This is a genomic window from Streptomyces sp. A 4/2 (genome assembly GCF_940670765.1).
Lineage (GTDB): Bacteria > Actinomycetota > Actinomycetes > Streptomycetales > Streptomycetaceae > Streptomyces.
This window is the reverse complement of the sequence record NZ_CALNVW010000043.1, coordinates 115,011-133,160: the sequence shown is the minus strand read 5'-3', so window position 1 is coordinate 133,160 and position 18,150 is coordinate 115,011. Positions and strand designations below refer to the sequence as shown.

Genomic DNA, 18,150 nt, shown 5'->3' with positions numbered 1-18,150 from the left:
AGTGCGCGGCGGGCGTACCGCGATCCTGGGGCCCGGACCCTGGTGGGGCGGACGACCTCGCGGTCTCCGTGTTCCCCGTCCGTGCGGCGCCGGTCCCTCGGTCGATGCAACCGCGCCGACCGGACCTGTTGTTCCCGGGTCCGGACAGTACGAGACCGGACAGCCGCCCTCCGGCGAGAAGGGTCAGCCGGTGCAACGGCTCAACAGCAGGCGGCCGATCGTCAGGAACGGCGCCGCCGGGCAGCGGCAGGGGGCGGGCTGCCGCGACCTTGCGCGGGAGCGAAGGCCTCCCCCGCCGGACAGCGAATTCCGGAAGGCCGTACGAAATCCCCTTGCTCAATGGTCAAGAGTCGTTGACCATTGGCCACATGCCTGCCGACGATCTTCCCGAGACCATTCACGTCACCACTGACGAACAGCTGCGCGCCGTCTCCAATCTCACCCGTCACCGGATCATGGCCGTGCTCCGCTTCGAGCCCGCGACGATCACGCAGATCGCCGCGCGGGTGGGCCTCGCCAAAGGGAGTTCCAGCTATCACATGCGACTGCTGGAGCGGGCCGGCCTGGTGAAGGTGGTGCGGACGCGGAAGGTGCGGGGGGTCACCGAGCGGTACTACGCGATGGCCGCGCGGTCGATCGTGCTGCCGGATCCGGGGGTGGGGCAGCCGGATGTGCTGATGCGCAATGCGGTGGCGGACCTGGAGGCGGCGCCGGTGGATGGCGAGCGGCACGTGCGGATGGCGCATCTGCGGCTCACCGGTGAGCAGTTCGCGGAGCTGGGGGCGCGTCTGCAGGCGCTGGCGGACGAGTACCGGGAGCTGTCCGATCCGTCGCTGCCGGACGTGTCGCTCGCCTTCGCGCTGTTCCGGCCGGCGCCGCGCGAGCAGGCCGAAGGGGATTCCAAGTGACCTCAGATATAAGGAAGTTGCCGACCGGGTTCGGACGGATGTGGACCGCGCAGACGGTGTCCTCGCTCGGTGACGGGGTGACGCATGCCGCGCTGCCGCTGCTCGCGTTGACGTTGACGCGGGATCCGATGGCGCTCGCCGTCGTCACGGCCGCCGGGACGCTGCCGTGGCTGCTCTTCGGGGTGCTCGGCGGTGCGCTGGTTGACCGCTGGGACCGTCGGCGCGCGATGTGGGTCGCGGACGCTGCACGTGCGGTACTGCTCGCGATACCTGCGGCGGCGGCCTGGCTCGACGTGCTGAGTATTCCGCTGCTCGCAGCCGTCGCCTTCCTGCTCGGCCTCGGCGGACTCTTCTTCGACACGGCCGCCACGGCCTGTCTGCCGGATCTGCTCGGCCGCGACCCCGCACTCCTGGAGCGCGCCAACTCCCGCCTGCGCGGCGCCCAGACCGCCGCGTCCGGCTTCGCGGGGCCGCCCCTGGGCAGTGCGCTGCTCGCGCTCGGGCGGGCGGTTCCGCTGCTCACCGACGCGGTGTCGTTCGCGCTCTCCGCACTGCTCGTACGGTCGCTGCCCGCCGCGCCCCGGCCCGTACCGGAGGCCCGCGAGTCGCTGCTTCGGCAGGCGCGGGCCGGGGCCTCGTACGTCTTCCGGGATCGGTTGCTGCTCGGGCTCGCGCTCCGTCCGACGGTCGGGAACGTCGCCTTCCTCGCCGTGGAGACCGTACTCGCCCTCTTCGCACACGACCGTCTCGGCATCGGCGCCCTCGGCTACGGCCTGCTCCTCACAGCAGAGGCCACCGGCGGCCTGCTCGGCGCGGGCATCGCCTCCTTCCTCGGCCGACGACTCGGCACCGGCACCGCGCTGACCTGCACGGCCGCGGTCGAGGGGCTTGCCGTCCTGGGGCTTGCCGCCGCCCCGAATCCGTACGCGGCCGGGCTCGCGCTCGCCGTCTGCGGGGCGGGCATGGGCGCCACGATGGTGCTCGGGCCCTCCCTCCGGCAGGCGATCGTCCCGGCCCACCTGATGGGCCGGGTCGCCTCCACCTCCCGCATGCTCGCCATGTGCGCCGCCCCGTTCGGCGCCTTCCTCGGCGGATGGCTGGCCACCACCTACGACATACGCACCCCGCTCTACGCCGCCGCCGCTCTCCTCCTCACCATGACCGCCGTCACGGCGACCATGACCGACAACCGCCGGGTCGAGGCGGCACTGCACGGCGCTGCCTCGGCCGGCGGTCCACGTCACCCGGAATCCGCGAACCCCGTTCGGGAAGGTGCACCCGAATAGTGGTGGCGTCTTCGCGGAAGTGTCACGGGTGTTTCAGGGTGGGTGCATCTATCGAGCAGTAGGGACGTCACTTGTCGACGGGTCCGGGAGTTGCCCGTGACCGCGGTCGGGTGAGGTTGATGAGTTCGGAAGGCGTGCCGGGAGTTGGCGGCGCGAGGTGATGTTGAGTTTCGGATAGATCCGGTACAGGTGATAGCCCACCGTGCGCGGGCTGAGGAACAGGCGGGAGCCGATGTCCTTGTTGGTCAGCCCCTGCGCCGCGTAGCGGGCTATCTGAAGCTCTCGGGGAGTGAGGTCCTGACCGCTGGTGGGCGGCGTGGCGTCGAGGACGCCTGCTGCGCGCAGTTCTGTGTGTGCCTGTTGCGTCCAGGGCGTGGCCCGCATCATCCGGAAGTGCTCCACGGCCTGGTGCAGATGGTGCCGGGCGGACTTGATCTCGTGGTGGCGGCGTAACCACTGCCCGTACAGGAGATGAGTACGGCCGGTTTCGAACCCGGAGGCGCAGGGCGCGGCAAGTGCGTCGGCAAAGTGGTGACCGGCTTTTTCCGCCGGCGCCAGCAGCGCCTTGCACCGGTGCCATGCGGCGCGGAGCGAGGGTGAGAGCTGGGGCGCGGCCCGCTCTTCGAACTGCAGCAGCGCCGCGCCCGCCCGATCGCGCTGCCCCACCCGGACCAGGGCCTCGACCAGGTCGGGGATGACCAGCCGGCTCAGCATGAAGTGCTCTGCCGTGCCGCCGGGGGCGGTGACTTCGCTGAGCGGGCCGACTGCCTGCCGCGGCCGAAGGCTGCTGAGAGCGTCCAGTCCCTGTGCCCAGCGCGCTATCGCGGCGGCCGACGCGGCCCGGCGGGGCATGGACACCGCAAGGGACGCCTCGGCCAGTTCATGGCAGCGGGCGGAATCGCCCTGGGCCGCGGCCATACACGCCAGCAGGGCCTGGAGGTGGCAGGCGGCGATGGACTGGCCGGTCTCCGCGGCGAGGGTGAGTGCTTGTTCGCCGAGCGCCGCCCCTTCGGCCCACCGGCCGGTGACCAACTGCGCGGCCACGAGCGAGGTGAGGGCCACCGGTAGGGCCCCCGAAGCACCGGACGCCCGCAGGGCGTCGACCGAACGCCGCTGTGCGTCGAGCCCGGCTTCGCCGTCTCCCATGAGGTACGGCAGGAACACGGGAGGCCACACAACAGGCCCGAGGCCGAGGGTCGGCGCCCACCCGTCGCTCGGAGGTGAGCACCGTACCGCAGGCTCTCCGGCCGGTTCCTCACCCCGGCCCACGTCTCCCATGGAGCGTAATTGGTCGAGACGTTGGCTCCTGTCCGTGGTTTTCTCCAGAGGGAGCAGGGCCAGTAGGCCGGCTATCTCCGTCAGCTTCGCCGGGTGGCTGGCGCCCCATGCGGCGCGGGCCGCCAGCAGGAGGCACTCCTCCGCCAGCTGGGGTGCATGGGACCGGGCGAGTCGCGCGCTGTGCAGGAGCGTGTCGCAGGCGAGGGCGGGCGCGCTGCCGGCATGCAGCATGGTGCCGCGCACACAGGCAACGCGGGCCTGTAACTCCGTTGTGTGCTCCAGGAGTTCGACCTCTGCCAAAAGCGCCTGGGCCTGGGCCGGCTCGGCCGCGGCCCAGGCGCACTCGGCAGCCTCCACCAACCACCGCGCGGTGGCCGCGGGGATGGAGGAGAGTGCCGCGGCGCGGCGTAGCGCGCGGACGGCGGACGCCACGCCGCCGGAGCGCCGGGTCCGGTCCGCGAGACCGGCAAGGAGACGGGCGACCGTGTCGTCGGGAGGTGTGGCGCAGGCCGCGAGATGCCAGACGCGGCGGTCGTCCTCCTGGTCGAGGGCACCGGCCAGGGCCCGGTGGGCGGCGCGGCGCCGGCTGGGCGCTGCGGCCTGGTAGGTCGCGGAGCGTACCAGGGGGTGGCTGAAGCTGACCCGTTCTCCGCGCACGGTGATGAGCCCGGCCTCTGCGGCCCCGTTCAGTACGTCCATGGCCGTGTCGGCGTCGTCGGCGGCGTTGAGGAGGGTGCGAAGCTCGCCGTCGCGCTCGGCGGCGGCGAGCAGCAGGGGGAAACCGTATGCGGCGGCGCGGCGACAGAAGATCTGCCGTACCCGCTCGCTGAGCGGCAACTGGTCGGGCAGCGCCTGGGCGCCTGTCAGTTGCTCGTCACTGAGTGCGGCCGGGAGTTCGGCCAGCGCCAGCGGGTTGCCCTCGGCCTCCGTCAGCAGACGCTTGTACACGGAGGGAGCCGCCCGCGGCGCGTGCTGGTCCAGCAGGCGCCGCGCGAGCGCGGTGGGCAGGGGCCCGAGCCGCAGTTCCCGGGCCCCTGAAACGGGGACGGGTAACGTTTCCTCATCGCAGACCGCGAACACCATGGCCACCCGTGCCGACCGGAGCCTGCGGGCGGCGAAGGCGAGCGCGGCCGCCGACTCCTCGTCCATCCAGTGCGCGTCGTCCACGACCACGAGTACGGGTGCCTGCCGGGCGGCTCTCGTGAGCAGGGCGAGCACGGCCAGGCCGACGAGGAGCGGCTCTGCGGAAGATGCGTTCATGCCGAAGGCCCCGCGCAACGCGTCAGCTTGGCGGTCGGGCACCAACTCCAGCGCCGGCAGCAGGAGGTGCAGCAGCTGGTGCAGTCCCGCGAACGGCAGTCTGACCTCACTCTGCGTTCCGTCCGCCCATAAGACCTGCGCGGGGGGCTCCACCTGCTGTGCCACGTGGGTCAGCAGTGCGCTCTTGCCGATGCCGGCACCGCCGCGCAGGAGTACGGCACTACTTCGGTGACTCCGTGCGGCGTCGATGAGCCCCAGAAGGTCTCGGATCTCCCGGTCTCGCCCTTCCAACATTCCGATGCTCCCGCTCCGTAGGTGGCTCAGGCTGTACGTCGGCGTATTCCCGTCGCGCCATCGCGTGGTTCTGCCTGGCTTGACGATCGATTGCCCCTGTGCGCGCTCCGGGACGGGAAAGACGGCTGGATGTGGGTGGTCATCGTGCGCGAAATGCCGCCAGCCACGCGCGGGCAGCGAACGCGGCCGGATACGGCTCCGGAAACCCGCGGGACACTCCGTGACTGCGACGCAGAAGAGGTTCCCACCACTCGCTAACGATGCCCTAGCGGCTGGTAACGGTGGCCTGTTAGTGCGTCCAGGGCGGCGCGGTCAGTGCGTTCGAGGCACCGTTCCCGGCCGGTCGGCGCGGCGGACGGCCTCCGCCCGTGCCTCTCCGTGGGGCGGCCCGACCGACTTGACGATCTCTTGACCATCGCGGCAGCGCCCCCAGGACCAGTCGGATGACAGATACCGGCCGCCCGTCGCCCTGCGCACAGTAATGACCACGGACCGCACGCCGGGGGCACCGGTCCGCAGACCCGATCACGACGCGGGCTCCGGTCACGGACGCAGAACCGAGGGAGAGGGTATGACAGTTGCGGAGACGGACGCTTCCGAGCACGCACTGGCGACGTATGAACCGTTGGCCCACTTCTACGACTTGTTCACCCGGCACGACGACTACCCCCGGTGGTGCGCCCTCCTTGACGACCTGCTGCACCGCCACCGCGTACCGGGCAAGCGGCTGCTGGACGTGGCCTGCGGGACCGGCAGGAGCACGGCCGCGTTCCGCGATCTGCACTACGAGGTGTCAGGTGTCGACCTGAGTGCGGCGATGATCGCAGAGGCCCGGTCCAAGGCGGCGAACCGGGGCATATCCTTCCAGCAGGGCGATATGCGCGACCTGCCCGGCACAGGTCCGGGCCACGACGTCGTGCTGTGCATGGACGACGCGGTGAACAACCTCCTCGACGACGCCGGACTCAGCAGCGCGTTCGCCAGTGCGGCACGGGCACTGCGCCCCGGTGGGCTGCTGGTATTCGACGTGAACACCCTTCGTACGTACAGGAATTGGTACGCACACGACGAGGTGTCACACGAAGAGGACACCGTCTTCGTCTGGCAGGGGCACTGCGGACCCGGACACCCGGAGGGCGCCCTGGCCCGCGCCGACCTCACCGTCTTCGCACGGGACGAGGCCACCCCGCTGTGGCGACGCTTCGAGGCGCCGCACCTTCAGCGTCACCATCCCGAGCCCCGCCTGCGCTCCGCGCTCCGCACGGCCGGCCTCGACGTCCTCCGCGTGTACGGCATGCGTCCCGGGACCGCGGACGTCGACGACACGCTCGACGAGGAGCGGCACCACAAGGCGATCGTCATCGCCCGCCGGCCGCCGACCGGCTGACCCATGGACTCCGGGCGTCAGCAGACGTCCGGTGCACGAGCACCATCCCCTCATGGAAAGGAAGTACTGATCATGGAGCACACCGAGGAGACCATCGTCGTCTTCGACACCGAGGAAGCTGCCGACACCTGTGGCGTCCGGACCGGCACCCCGGCTCGCTGATGCCGGCCCGGGGAGGGCGCGCCGGTACGACGTGCCCTCCCCGGGCTCAGCCATCTCATGGGCATCACACACTCAGATGTGCCGAGACGAGGAACCATGCGACTGATCAGAGGCGAGGCGAACTGGTGGTGCCTGTCCGGCCGGAAAGTGGCCAAGCTGCCGTCATCCGCCGTGACAGAGAACGGTGAACTCACCACCGGAGCACGGGCCGAACTCGACGGCACCGGTTTCTTCGCCGTACCGCCGGTCGACCGCTTTCATCTCACCGTGCTCACCAGCAGCGCCTGCAACCTGGGGTGCGCCTACTGTTTCCAGAACACCGGGGCCGCTCCGGAGGGCACCTACCGTCCCCCGCGCATTCCGCAGATCGCCCTCACTGCCCCGGTCATCGACGAGATCCTGGTCTTCGCCCGGGAACGGATGGCCGCGGCGGATCTCGGCAAGCTCCACCTACTGCTCTTCGGCGGTGAGCCACTGCTCAACCGTCAGGGCTGCTACACCCTCCTGGACCGAGCCGCCGGCGCCGGTCTCGCGTCAGCCGAGATGATCACCAATGGCACCCTGCTGACCGCCGACACCGCGCGCACACTCGAAGGACTGGGCCTCGGCCGGGTGCAGATCACCTTTGACGGCGACCAGGAACACCACGATGTGAGCCGGGTCAACCGAATGGGCCGTGGCACGTACGACCGGATCGTGCGCAACGTCTCACGCAGCGCGGAGGCCACCGGCCTGCGATGGCACTTCCGCATCAATGTCGCCACCCCGTCGATAGAGGGCATCGACGCGCTCATCGACGACCTTGCTGCCCGGACACCCACAGAGCGGTGTGCGATCAGCTTCGCCACGGTCGACGACGTGGGCATCGGCTACGAGTACGCCCCCGCGGCCACCGCCGCGCTCGCGCAGCGGCGCAAGAGCTGGAACGCCAGGGCGCTGTCGTACGGGTTCACCGTGCCGCTGCCCCAGCCGATCACCCGCTGCCCCTACTGCGCACTGCGCAGCGGCGCGACCGGTGCCGTGGTCAACGCCGACGGCACGCTCTACAGCTGCTGGGAGTCGGCGGGCAAGGAGGGGTGGGAGGTCGGCCACATCCGCTCCGGCTACCTGCCCGACGAGGTCATCACCCCACGCTGGGTCGCCTGCGACTACGACGTGCGGCTCACCCCCGACGCGGCGCGGGCCGAGTCACAGATCGGCGACCAGGTGGACGCCTCACTGCTGGACCTGATGTACCTCAAGGGGAAGCTGGGTTCGGGGTGAGCGGTGCCTCCCTGGATCCGTCGGCGAAGGCCGCGGACCGTGGCGGCATCCCCGCAGGGGCACGCCGGCCTCTGGCCCGCCTGGCGCTGGCGACCTGGGTCTCGACGGTGGGGAACTGCTTCACCACCGTGGCGCTCGCTCTGGCGGTGGCCGGTCTTCCGGGCTCCGGGGCCGGTACGGTCGCCGCCGCTACCGCACCCACCGTGGTCGGTACGCTCACGAGCGTACTGGCCGGGGGTGGGCTGGCCGACCGCTGGAACCCCCGCTCCCTGATGGCCGGCGCCGAGCTGACGTGCGGCGCGGTGCAGACCGTCACCTTCGTCCTGTTGGCCGCCGGGCCCGGTACGGGCATGCTCTGGGCGCTGGGCGCACTGTCGTTCCTCCGCGGGCTCGCGAGTGGGGTGACCGGGCCCGCCGCGCGGGCGATACTGCCGCGCGTCGTCCCACCGCACGCCTTGCAGCGCGCCAACGCCGGGCTGCGCACCGGGATGTCACTGAGCGTAATCGTCGGTCCGGCGCTCGCCGGCTGGTGTGCGTCCGCGGTCGGTCCGGCGGAGGCGATCGCCGCCGATGCCGCGTCCTTCTTCCTCGCCGCGGCTCTCCTGTACCGCATCCCGGTCCGCGCCGCGGCCCCACGTCACCCACCGGTACAGGGATTCCGGCGCGAACTGCGCGAAGGGCTGGCCGAAGTCGTCGGCCGGCGGTGGCTCCTGCTGGTCATCGTCCAGGCCGCCGTGCTCAATCTGGTGGCCCTCGGCCCCATGCAGGTGCTGGCCCCGCTCGCCGCTCAGGAGGGCTACTCGGGGGCACGGGGGTACGCCGCGTTCCTCACCAGCGCGGGCGTCGGCGCGGTCCTGGGCGGCATGCTCATGCTGCGCTGGGCACCGAAGCACCCTGTCCTGATGTGCTCGGCCGTGATGGCGGCCTTCTGCCTGCCCTGCCTCGCCATGGCGGTGCACGGTTCGTGGTGGCAGGTGACGCTGGCGTACGGACTTCTCGGCACGGCGGAGGGGATCTTCGCCATCCTGTGGTCCACCGCGCTGCAGCGTGGCGTGCCCGCCGGGGTGCTGGGCCGGGTCAGCGCCTGGGACTTCCTCGGCTCTTTCGCGTCCCTGCCTCTGGGCATGGTTCTCGCGGGTCCCATGACTGCCGCCCTCGGGCTGGACGACTCCTTGCTGGCCATGGGTGCGGTGGGCTGCTGCGTCGTCGCGTGGCCGCTGCTCTGGCCCCGGGCGCGGAGCGCGCTGCGCGCCGTGTGACACGGCGTTCTCCCCGTACCCGCTTCCCATCCGTATCCATCCTTGTCCATCCGTGTCTATCCGCATCCATCCGTCAGAGGAGTGCCATGCCTGCCGCAGAACCGCCGTTGTTCTCCTGTGCGGACACGGTGACCGTCCGGCTGCCCGTGCGCCCGCGGGAGCTGGTGCGGCATTACGGGGAGCCCGTGGCGCACGGCGCGCCGGACGAGAGCGACCGGCTGGCCGGCTACCTGGCCGTGGCCGCACGCGACGCGCCTCTCCTGGAGGCGATCACCCTGGCCAGCCCTTCGCTGCGGCAGCGGCTCGACTCCCTCCGCACAGGCCCGCGCCCCGGGCTCGGCGTCTTGCGCAAAGCCGTGCGTGCCGTGGTCGGCTACCAGCTGCGGATGGCTTCGCGCTCCACCCCGTACGGCACTTTCGCGGCCGTGGCGCTCGCCCGGATCGGCACGCCGGGCGAGCGCGCACGGGCGAACGTGGGCGAGGACCACCGCCGCGGGGTGCGCCCGGACGCGCAGTGGCTGCTCACTCTGGTCTCCCTGTGGGAGCAGCGCCCGGAGGTGGCCGACCGGCTCTCGGTGGTGACCAACTCACTCGCCGCCTCCCGCGGCGACCGGCTCGTGCTGAGCCATGTCGCGTCCTTGCAGACCGACCGGCTGGCCCGGGGAGGTGAGCGGGGGCGCAGCGGCACGTTCTTCGAGCTCGCGCTGCCGCGTACAGACGTGGCCGAATCGGCCCTTCGGGAGGCCCGGCGGCCCATTCTGCTGGGGACGTTGAGGGAGGAACTGGCCAGGGCCTTTCCCCGGGACGCCGTGGATGCCGCACTGACCGCCCTGGTGCGGCGGGAGTTCCTGCTGACAGACGCGCGTCCCGACGCACACGAGGAAGACCCGATCGCGGCGGTGCTCGACCGGCTCGACGGCGTGCCGGACGTACCCGAGCTGTCCGCGCTGCGTGAGATACACCAGTTGCTCGCCGATTACGGCGCCGCCCCGCCCGGTGCCGCACTCCACACCCTCGACCACGCACGGCGGGCGATGGCCGAGCTGCTGCCCGGTGAACCGACAGCGGTCCACGTGGACCTGGCCGCCGATGCGGATCTCCTCCTGCCCGCAGAAGTGGCGCGGGAAGCGGAGCAAGCGGCGGAAGTCCTGTGGCGGCTCTCCCCGCCCGGCCCCCCGCAGGAACTGCGCCGCTTCCATGAGGCGTTCACGGACCTGTACGGGACCGAGGTCGCGGTTCCGGTCCTCGAACTCCTGGATCCGGATACCGGGTTGGGGCCTCCCCAGGGCTACCGGCACCCGCCCGTACTGCGGCAGAACCTGCCTTCCCTCCTCTGCCCGGACGCCCCGGAGCGCGTACGGCTGCTCGCCGACATCGTCTTCGACGCCGTCCGTTCCGGCCGACAGGAGGTGGAACTGGATACGGAGTCGCTCCGCCGCCTCGACCGCACCCCCGAAGGCGGCCAAGCCGTCGGCCCCCCACGGTCCACGGACTTCCCCGCCCGGCTGCTGGCACGCGGCACGGCCGAACTGGACGCCGGTCACTTCCGGCTGTGGCTGACCACCGGGCCCGGCTCGGACCTCGCGGGCGCGGCATCGGCCCGCTTCACACACGCCCTGGGGCCCGCGAGAAGTGACCTCCTCCGCGAGGTGGCGCGGCGCTCCGCCGCCCAGTACGCACCGGAGCTGACTGCCCAACTGGACTGCCGCCCGGTCCCGTTCCGCAGCGGGAACATCACCCGGCTGCCGCACTGGACGCCTCACCGGCTGCCTGTCGGTCTGTACGCCGACCCTGCCGACCCGCTGACCCTCGTCCCCTCGGACCTGGCAGTGGTGGCCGACGACCGGCGTCTGCGGCTGGTCTCACTCAGCCGGGACCGCGAGGTCGTACCGCTCTCCTTCCACATGCTGGAATTCGAACGGCATGCCCCCAACCTCGCCCGTCTCCTCAGTGAGATCCCCATGACCGGGGCCCGGCCGTGGCAGAGCTGGGACTGGGGCTCACTGTCGGCGGCCCCGTTCCTACCGCGCGTCCGCTACGGCCGGACCGTGCTGACCGCTGCCCGCTGGCGGCTGGACACCAGGCTCTCTCCGCCCGCCACTGCCGAACCGGCCCTCTGGACACAGCACTTCACTGCCTGGGCCGAGCGGTCGGGGCTGCCTCGACGCGTGCTGCTAGGCACCGGCGACCAGCGCGTGGAAACCGACCTGACCTGCGCCGCGCACGTGGAGCTGATACGTAAGGAAGCGGCCCGGGGGCTGCCGGTGACTCTGGAGGAGGCGCCCTTCCTGCCCGGTCCGACCGGCCCCGACCCGGGAGACGGCTGGCTGACCGGCCCGGCGGGAGCGCACGCGAACGAGGTGGTCTTCCCGCTGTTCACCCACCGGCCGGCCGGCGCCACCGCTCCCCGCCGGCTACGCCCCCAGCTCGTCGAGTCGCCTCATCTCGTGGGCGGCCCCTGGCTGTACGCCAAGCTGTACATCGCGTACGAACGGCACGACGAGGTGATCGGAGTCCACCTGCCGGAATTGCTCGCGCACATAGGTGACCACGTGGACCGCTGGTTCTTCCTGCGGTACGGCGACCCCGATCCGCATCTGCGGGTGCGGTTCCACGGCAGCCCCCAGCGGTTGACGCGCGAGGTGCTTCCGGCGCTGCACACCTGGGCCGAGCGTCTGCGCGCGGACGGACTCCTGGGGCGGGTGGTCCTGGACAGCTACCGACCGGAGACGGCCCGCTACGGCGGTCCCCGAGCACTGAAGGCTGCCGAGAGGGCGTTCCAGGCCGACAGCGAACTGGTAGTGGCACAACTCTCCGCGCTGCGCGAGGGATCGCTGAGCGGCGACCCGGTCGTGCTGTGCGCGGTCAACCAACTCGATGCCCTCCGCGCGACGGCCGGCCCGGAACCCTGGGCACCGTGGCTGCTGGCCCGGTACCCGCGCACCCCGCAGACCGCCTCCGTACGCAACCGGCAAAAGCTCCTTGACCGACTCCTCGACGGCTCTCCCAGCCTCCTCTCCCCCGGCTCACCCGCTCCGGCGCTGGCCCGACTCTGCGGTCCCGGCCCGCTGGCCTCTGCTGCGGCGAACCGCGCCGAGGCCTTCGCTCGGTACGGACAGGTAATAAGCGACCTCGGCCGGGGAATCACCGCAGAGGAAGGGCAGCACACTCCCCTGCCTTCACTCCTGCACATGCACTACAACCGCGCGGTATGCATACCACCCGCAGGCGAGGACACGGTCCTGGTACTGGTACGGAACACCGTGCAGGGTCACCTCGACCGGCAGACTCAGCGGCGATGACGGTCTCGGCGAGTCCCTTGCTCACGGCTCGCGGGCCTTGTGCCCGCCGGACCTGCCGCCAACTCGACATGCCTTGACACCGCTGCTGCGCTCCAGTCCCGAGCGGACGTGAAGGCTGGAGCGCACCATCGGTCGCGGTCAGGCCTGTCGCGGAAGCAGCCTGAAACGTCCGTGAAAACCTCGCCTGCCCAGGCGCCTGCGACACGAGCGTGCTCCACGCGCCCCCCGACACGGCTGCTTGGGGCGGGCGCGTCCGGGGCCCGGGACAAGGAAGCGGGAGGCGCGGGTGACGTGCTTGCCCCGGCGCCCTTGGCGAAAGGCTGTCAGGTCACCGCGTCCCTGGGGCTTTCCAGGTCACCGCGTCCCCGACGGTTTCGGTAGTTCGCACCCCGCTGCCGCCAGGTCGAGCTTGTTGCCCGTGGTGAAACACGCCGGGATGCCGTACGTCTCCTCGGCGTAGCCGATGCCCTCGCGGATGGTCACGGTGCCCTGTTCGTCCACCTCGCAGGGGTTGTCGAGGGTGCAGCGTTCGCCGCTCTCGTTCGTGGTGTTGTTGATCGCCGTGATCTGTCCCGTCGTCGTGTCGATCACCGGAGAGCCCGAAGTGCCACCGATGACCTGGCATTCCGGGGTGTAGCGGACGGCGTCCTTCCACGTCCACTGATCCTCCTTGAGGCGGTACGCGAACCCGTCGACCGAGCAGGAGTAGGCCTGTTTCCAATAGCCGGAGACCACGTTGACCGCGTGGCCCTGCACCGGGTGGGTGGCGGACAGCGTCAGCGGGGCTATCCCGGTGGATTGCTGTATCTGGGCGTAGGTCTTGGTCAGTTGGTAGATCGTCACGTCGGTGTCGGTCATCGTCGAGTAGACGACCTGGTTCGCCTTGAGCGTTCCGGCGCTGCCGGCCGAGGCGTTGAGGAGCGTGAAACTGCGGGTCGATGACTGGCCGGTGATGACCTGGCCTGCGCTGGGAAAGCCCGTTTCGAGGCAGTGGCCGTTCGTCATGACCAGCGCGGGGTCCGTCGACTGCGAGTTCGGCATACGGACCAGGGAGCCCGAACAGTTGCTGAGTGCGACCGTGCCGGCGAATGAGGTGGCCCGAGCCGCTGCGGGGGTCACCTTCCCGCCGTCCGGATGCGCGCCCGGCGTCGTGACGGCGGGGGCCGCACGGCCTCCCCCGGCCGGGGCCGCGGCGGCCGTGCCCGCAGTTCCGGCCAGGGCGGCTGCGCCCAGGGTGAGCGTGGCCAGGGTGGCAAGGAGAGGCTTGCGCATGGTGGGTTCCTCTCGGATCAGCCCGGGAGCCGACCGGCACCCGGACGTCGAAGGGTCGCTGCATTGTCCGCGTACCGACAATGCGCCCGCTACCCTGCGGTTCCCTCCTGACGCGTTTCGCACTGTTGACAACCTCCGTATCCGGCACCACCGTTCGGGCGAGTTCGTCTCACGAGCCCGTCCTGCCCACATCGCTCCCGAGAGCACGAGGAGGCCGCAGCCGCCGCCTACGACGCACACGGCCGTCTGCACGGGGTGGGAGCAATTCGTCTCCGGACCGGACGTGCCCGCGCCTGCGAAGTCACCTGCCCGCCGGCCTCGCCGGAGTACTGAGCAAGAAGCGAGGCGCCCCGGCGAGACATGTCGCCCCGGGCTCGCGGTGGCGCCGACGGTCTCACGTGTGATCGTGCGTCGCTCCCGCTCTGTTGACGGCGACGTCCCGGAGCGGCCCGTCGGCCCTCTCGGTGCCGCCCCCGTCCTCCGGCCGGGACACGTCCTCGATGCCCGGATGGCGGCGAGCCGATACGACGAGGCAGGCGACGGCGCCGAGGAAGACCACCACAGAGGTCCAGTTGTTGAGGCGCAGGCCGAGGAACGTGTGGGCCTCGTCGATGCGCAGGTACTCGGTCCAGAACCGGCCGACCGTGTAGGCGGCGACGTACAGGGCGAAAGCCCTGCCGTGACCGAGCGCGAACCGGCGGGTCGCCCAGAGGACCAGTGCGGCGACGCCGATGTCCCAGAGGGACTCGTAGAGGAAGGTGGGGTGGTACGTCGCGACGTCGGTCGCTCCGTAGGAGGCTCGGTCAAACGGACTGGTCATCAGGCGTGCGCTGAACGGCTTCCTGAGCCCTTGGCCAGAAGCCCGTACGGTCGAACGAGCGCTCAGGGCCGGCGTCGCTCACGGCTGGCTTCGCCCAGGGTCGGCGCCTGATCGCCGATGCCCGATCGCCGACGCCTGAGGGCCGCACCGAGTGCGGCGATCCAGATCAGCAGCAAGGGCAGTGAAATGAATGCCGCCGGGGTCAAGGTGGTGGACAGGAGCAGGTATCCGATGCCGGACACGGTGATCGTGACGGCAAGGATCCAGCCGAGAACGACCTCTCGACGCCGCAGCAGTGCGTCGCGCCGCGAGGCCACACAGGCAGCCGCGGCGAGCACGGCCAGTGCGACCATCTTGACACCGTCCAGACGCTGGACCGCTTCGAACAGTGTGCCGGTCCTGCCCGGTGACGCTGGATCAGCCCCAGGTATCGCGATCAGTTCCAGGACGAGTTGCGCGCATCCGAACGCCCCCGCGACGATGCCGGCCCATCCGGCCGACCGAGCCACGGTGTTGCCGGTACGGCGAGCCCGGTCGAGCACTCCGGATCCGACGAACACCAGGGCGACAGCTGCCACACCGTGAACGAGCAGAGCCTGGGCCACAGCCTGGAAGGGCCGGTCGGCGTACGCAGTCGTGATCCCTGCGTGTGTGTCACCGACTTCGGGTGTGGCTCCCCACGCGACGGCGAGCCCGAGAATCCACGCCGCGGCGTGTGTGTATCCGGCGGCGCGGGCGGTGACGCCGGAAGCGGCTTCCTCGGCGATTGTGGTCATGCGATCTCTCCCCCGGTCTTGTTGTGGTCACACGATGTCCGGCCCGGTCTTGTCTCGGATTGCGCGGGCGAACGCCTCGCAGCCGGTGCACCATGCGGCGTCCAGATCCGCGCCGGACGGGAAGCGGCCGTCGAGTTCGAGCACGACCATGCCGTGCGCGAATGCCCAGAACGAGCGCGCGATGTCGATGTCGCCGTGCACCGCGCGGGCCAGCGGCATCGCCGCGCGATCTTCGAGCCCCTCGGGGAGCTCGGTGCGTGCGAGCGGCCGACCATGAGTGATGCGGTAGAGGTGCGGGTTTGCGAGAGCGTGCCGACGGTAGGCGCGAGAGAGCACGAGCAGAGGCGGCTCGCCGCCGATCTCTGCTTCGGCGGCCTCCAGTTCCTCCGCCAGCTGGATCAACCCCTGTACCTGGAGCCCGGCCTCGACAGCGGCCTTGTCCGGAAAATGCTTGTACAAGGAAGGCGCCCGGATACCGACACGCTCGGCGATGCGCCGCATCGACAGCGCATCCGGCCCTTCGACGTCGAGCAGTTCCCGGGCGGCGGCCATGATCTGCCGCGCGCGGTCAGCCACGACGGGCCGTCCCTGTGATCGCGATGCGGGTGGGCCGTCCGTATCCGGAAGCAGGCGTCCGGACGGTGGGTGGGCCCAGGGGGCCGCTGACGAACACGAGCGCGGCGACGACCGGCAGTTGGTGCCTTTCACTGGCTGTGGCGGTGTTCACTGCAGCCCTCTCACGTTGCGACCGACCGACATGGCTAACAGTGTTAGCCGCGTTGCGCCAAGGTACGACTAACAGTGTTAGCCGTCAAGCCTGGACGGTGCCGAACTGCGGCAACTGCGGCAGCCAGCACCACCACAACGCCCGGCGCGGAACCGGTTCAGGGAACTCGAACCTCCGGCCGGTGGGTGGGACCGACAGACCGCGGTGTGGCGCTCGCGCGCTGCACAAGACCGCCCAGGCGTGCAGTGGTGCATGCCCCGCCTCCCGCGCTCCGCGCGCCACCCCAGTCACCCTGTGCGCTCTGCCGGAACTGCCCGGAATGGATCTAGCGTTACGGAAGTCGGAACCACCACCTACGGGGGAAATGTGATTAACCGGAATCGACTCGTCGGGTCCATCGCGGCAACAGCACTGCTGGGTGCGGGATTGCTCAGTGCGGCTGCGCCCGCCACCGCCGCCCCGGCACAGGTGCAGGCGCTCAACTGCGGGCCTGCTACTCCTCTCACGGGGAGCGGCGGTCACAAGGGAGCGAGGGTCACCTGCACCGGCGCGGCCTTCACCGCGTCCGTCGTGTGCGACAAGCAGGGGTACCAGTACCGCCACTTCGGTAACAGGGCCGTGTCCGGGGGGACCTCGACCGTGTGGTGCGACCTCGGTGCCTACGTGGTCAAGGTCCAGGTCGAGGCCACCTGACCGGCCGTTCTCTCGCCGCCCCGGGCCGCAAGGAGGCGTCCTTCGCGCGGGCTGGGATTTCTCTCCGGCGAACCCTCCAGGTCGTGGCGGGCGCCCGCCACGACCTGGAGCCCGCCTACTGCGGGCGAGCCCGGACGGGCAATGCCGCCCGGGGCCGCAGAACTGGGGAACGTACCTCCGCGTGCGCGGATGAGACCCGGTCGCCGGTCGGAGGGAAGACAAGAGTCACCGACGAGTGTTCAGGACCATAACTCATAGGCTCCGGAAACCCTTCGGGGATGCTCAAGTTGTCAGTGCAACAGAGGATTCCTCCAGGTGATCGACGTTGTGCGGGGTGAGGCTCGAAGCCGTTCCCGGTGGGCGTCCTACTCAGTGGGCGAAGCCCCAGTCGAGCATCTTGGTGGCGTCGTCGAAGCGGCCTGTGTCGCCCCGGAGGATCGCGCCGACCAGGGTGCGGTTGTCCCGCTTGGCGGCGAAGACGACGCAGTAGCCGTCCTCCGGGCCGCTGCCGGTCTTCACGCCCAGGGCGCCGTCGTAGCTGCCCAGCAGCTCGTTGGTGGTGTTCCAGGTGTAGTACCGGGTGTGCCCGTTGGCCGCCGGGGCCTCTGTCTTGAACTGTTTGTTCTGCACGACATCGGCGAACACCGGCTGCAGCATCGCGCGCTGACCGAGCTTGGCCAGGTCACGGGCGGTGCTGTGGTTGTTGCCGTGCGAGATGCCGTCGAAGGTGTCGAAGTGCGTGCCGGTGAGGCCCAACTGCTGCGCCTCGGCGTTCATCTGGCTCACGAAGTCGGCGATCCGCGCGTCCTCGGTGTCCCCGGAGCCGAAGTTGTCGGCCAGGGCCATCGCGGCGTCGTCGCCGGACGGGATCAGCATGGCGTGCAACAGCTGTTCGACGGTCAGCGTGTCGCCGGTCTGGAGGTCGGCGGTGCTGCCACCGGCCTCCTGCACGTAGTCCCGGTACTCCTGCTTGACCGTGATCTGCCGGTTCAGCCACTCCGGGTGCTTGAGCACCACCAGGGCAGTCATGATCTTCGTGGTGCTGGCCATCGGTACGCTCTCGTCGGCCTTGGCACCGGCCCACATCTCCCGCTCCTGGCTGCCGTCGCGAGCGTCCAGCAGGAAGGCGTGGTCGGCGTTGATCTCGGGGGCGGCCTGATCCTTCGCGTCCTGCACGTCGGCGGCCCTGACGGAGTGCTGCGCCGTCCGGGCAGGCTGGGCCCGCTGGTGCGCGTCCTGGTTCTGGTGGGCGGGTGCGGTGGTCTCGTTGCCCTGCCGACCGTCCTCGTCGGCGGAGTGCGTGCCACCGGGGGTGGCCGCCTCGGCGAGGCCGCCGGCGGTGAGTGGCAGGGCCGCGCCGACAAGTGCGACCATCGCGATCCGGACCCCTGTGCGGTGTATCCGGTTGGGGCGGGCGTGGGAACCCATGATGTCCCCTCCTTCCGGCGCAGAGACGCCGGTAC

General features: G+C 70.7%; 12 protein-coding genes and 1 pseudogene. 7 read left to right on the top strand and 6 right to left on the bottom strand.

The window, feature by feature from the left end; translation table 11 throughout:
• Positions 1-368 precede the first annotated feature (368 nt).
• Positions 369-908 (top strand): transcriptional regulator, encoded by a 540-nt coding sequence (locus NBY69_RS29810; protein WP_250305005.1) that lies wholly within the window; start codon positions 369-371, stop codon positions 906-908.
• Positions 905-2,194 (top strand): MFS transporter, encoded by a 1,290-nt coding sequence (locus NBY69_RS29805; protein ID WP_250305004.1) that lies wholly within the window; start codon positions 905-907, stop codon positions 2,192-2,194. The genes NBY69_RS29810 and NBY69_RS29805 overlap by 4 nt, the downstream gene beginning before the upstream one ends.
• A 48-nt stretch (positions 2,195-2,242) precedes the next feature.
• Here the strand turns inward: NBY69_RS29805 and NBY69_RS29800 are convergent, their stop codons facing one another.
• Positions 2,243-5,026 (bottom strand): LuxR family transcriptional regulator, encoded by a 2,784-nt coding sequence (locus tag NBY69_RS29800; protein WP_250305003.1) that lies wholly within the window; start codon positions 5,024-5,026, stop codon positions 2,243-2,245.
• A gap of 571 nt (positions 5,027-5,597) precedes the next feature.
• On the opposite strand from NBY69_RS29800, the gene NBY69_RS29795 reads away from it, so the two are divergent.
• From NBY69_RS29795 to NBY69_RS29780, 4 genes are all read left to right on the top strand, one after another.
• Positions 5,598-6,413, top strand: coding sequence for a class I SAM-dependent methyltransferase (locus tag NBY69_RS29795; RefSeq protein WP_250305002.1), 816 nt, complete (start codon positions 5,598-5,600; stop codon positions 6,411-6,413).
• 258 nt (positions 6,414-6,671) lie between these two features.
• A complete protein-coding gene (locus NBY69_RS29790) occupies positions 6,672-7,838 on the top strand; it encodes a radical SAM protein (RefSeq protein WP_250305001.1) in 1,167 nt (388 codons plus the stop codon).
• Positions 7,835-9,097, top strand: coding sequence for an MFS transporter (locus NBY69_RS29785; RefSeq protein WP_250305000.1), 1,263 nt, complete (start codon positions 7,835-7,837; stop codon positions 9,095-9,097). The genes NBY69_RS29790 and NBY69_RS29785 overlap by 4 nt, the downstream gene beginning before the upstream one ends.
• 86 nt (positions 9,098-9,183) lie before the next feature.
• Positions 9,184-12,399 (top strand): lantibiotic dehydratase, encoded by a 3,216-nt coding sequence (locus tag NBY69_RS29780; RefSeq protein WP_250304999.1) that lies wholly within the window; start codon positions 9,184-9,186, stop codon positions 12,397-12,399.
• Positions 12,400-12,753: 354 nt separating this feature from the next.
• On the opposite strand, the gene NBY69_RS29775 is transcribed toward NBY69_RS29780, so the two are convergent.
• The 4 genes and pseudogenes from NBY69_RS29775 to NBY69_RS29760 all read right to left on the bottom strand — a co-directional run bounded on the left by NBY69_RS29775 (position 12,754) and on the right by NBY69_RS29760 (position 15,843).
• Complete coding sequence (locus NBY69_RS29775) at positions 12,754-13,671, bottom strand: serine protease (RefSeq protein WP_250304998.1); 918 nt, start codon at positions 13,669-13,671, stop codon at positions 12,754-12,756.
• Between the two features lie 394 nt (positions 13,672-14,065).
• Positions 14,066-14,461: pseudogene (locus tag NBY69_RS29770) on the bottom strand (prolipoprotein diacylglyceryl transferase family protein); the annotation flags it as partial.
• A gap of 92 nt (positions 14,462-14,553) precedes the next feature.
• The gene (locus NBY69_RS29765) at positions 14,554-15,267 is read right to left on the bottom strand and encodes a hypothetical protein (protein ID WP_250304997.1); all 714 of its coding nucleotides are present in this window, start codon (positions 15,265-15,267) and stop codon (positions 14,554-14,556) included.
• A gap of 27 nt (positions 15,268-15,294) precedes the next feature.
• Positions 15,295-15,843 (bottom strand): TetR/AcrR family transcriptional regulator, encoded by a 549-nt coding sequence (locus NBY69_RS29760; RefSeq protein WP_250304996.1) that lies wholly within the window; start codon positions 15,841-15,843, stop codon positions 15,295-15,297.
• 517 nt (positions 15,844-16,360) lie between these two features.
• Here NBY69_RS29760 and NBY69_RS29755 point away from each other — a divergent pair.
• Positions 16,361-16,687: a hypothetical protein gene (locus tag NBY69_RS29755; RefSeq protein WP_250304995.1), complete on the top strand. Its 327-nt coding sequence runs from the start codon at positions 16,361-16,363 to the stop codon at positions 16,685-16,687.
• Positions 16,688-17,056: 369 nt separating this feature from the next.
• On the opposite strand, the gene NBY69_RS29750 is transcribed toward NBY69_RS29755, so the two are convergent.
• The gene (locus NBY69_RS29750; protein ID WP_250304994.1) at positions 17,057-18,115 is read right to left on the bottom strand and encodes a D-alanyl-D-alanine carboxypeptidase family protein; all 1,059 of its coding nucleotides are present in this window, start codon (positions 18,113-18,115) and stop codon (positions 17,057-17,059) included.
• Between the last annotated feature and the right edge of the window lie 35 nt (positions 18,116-18,150).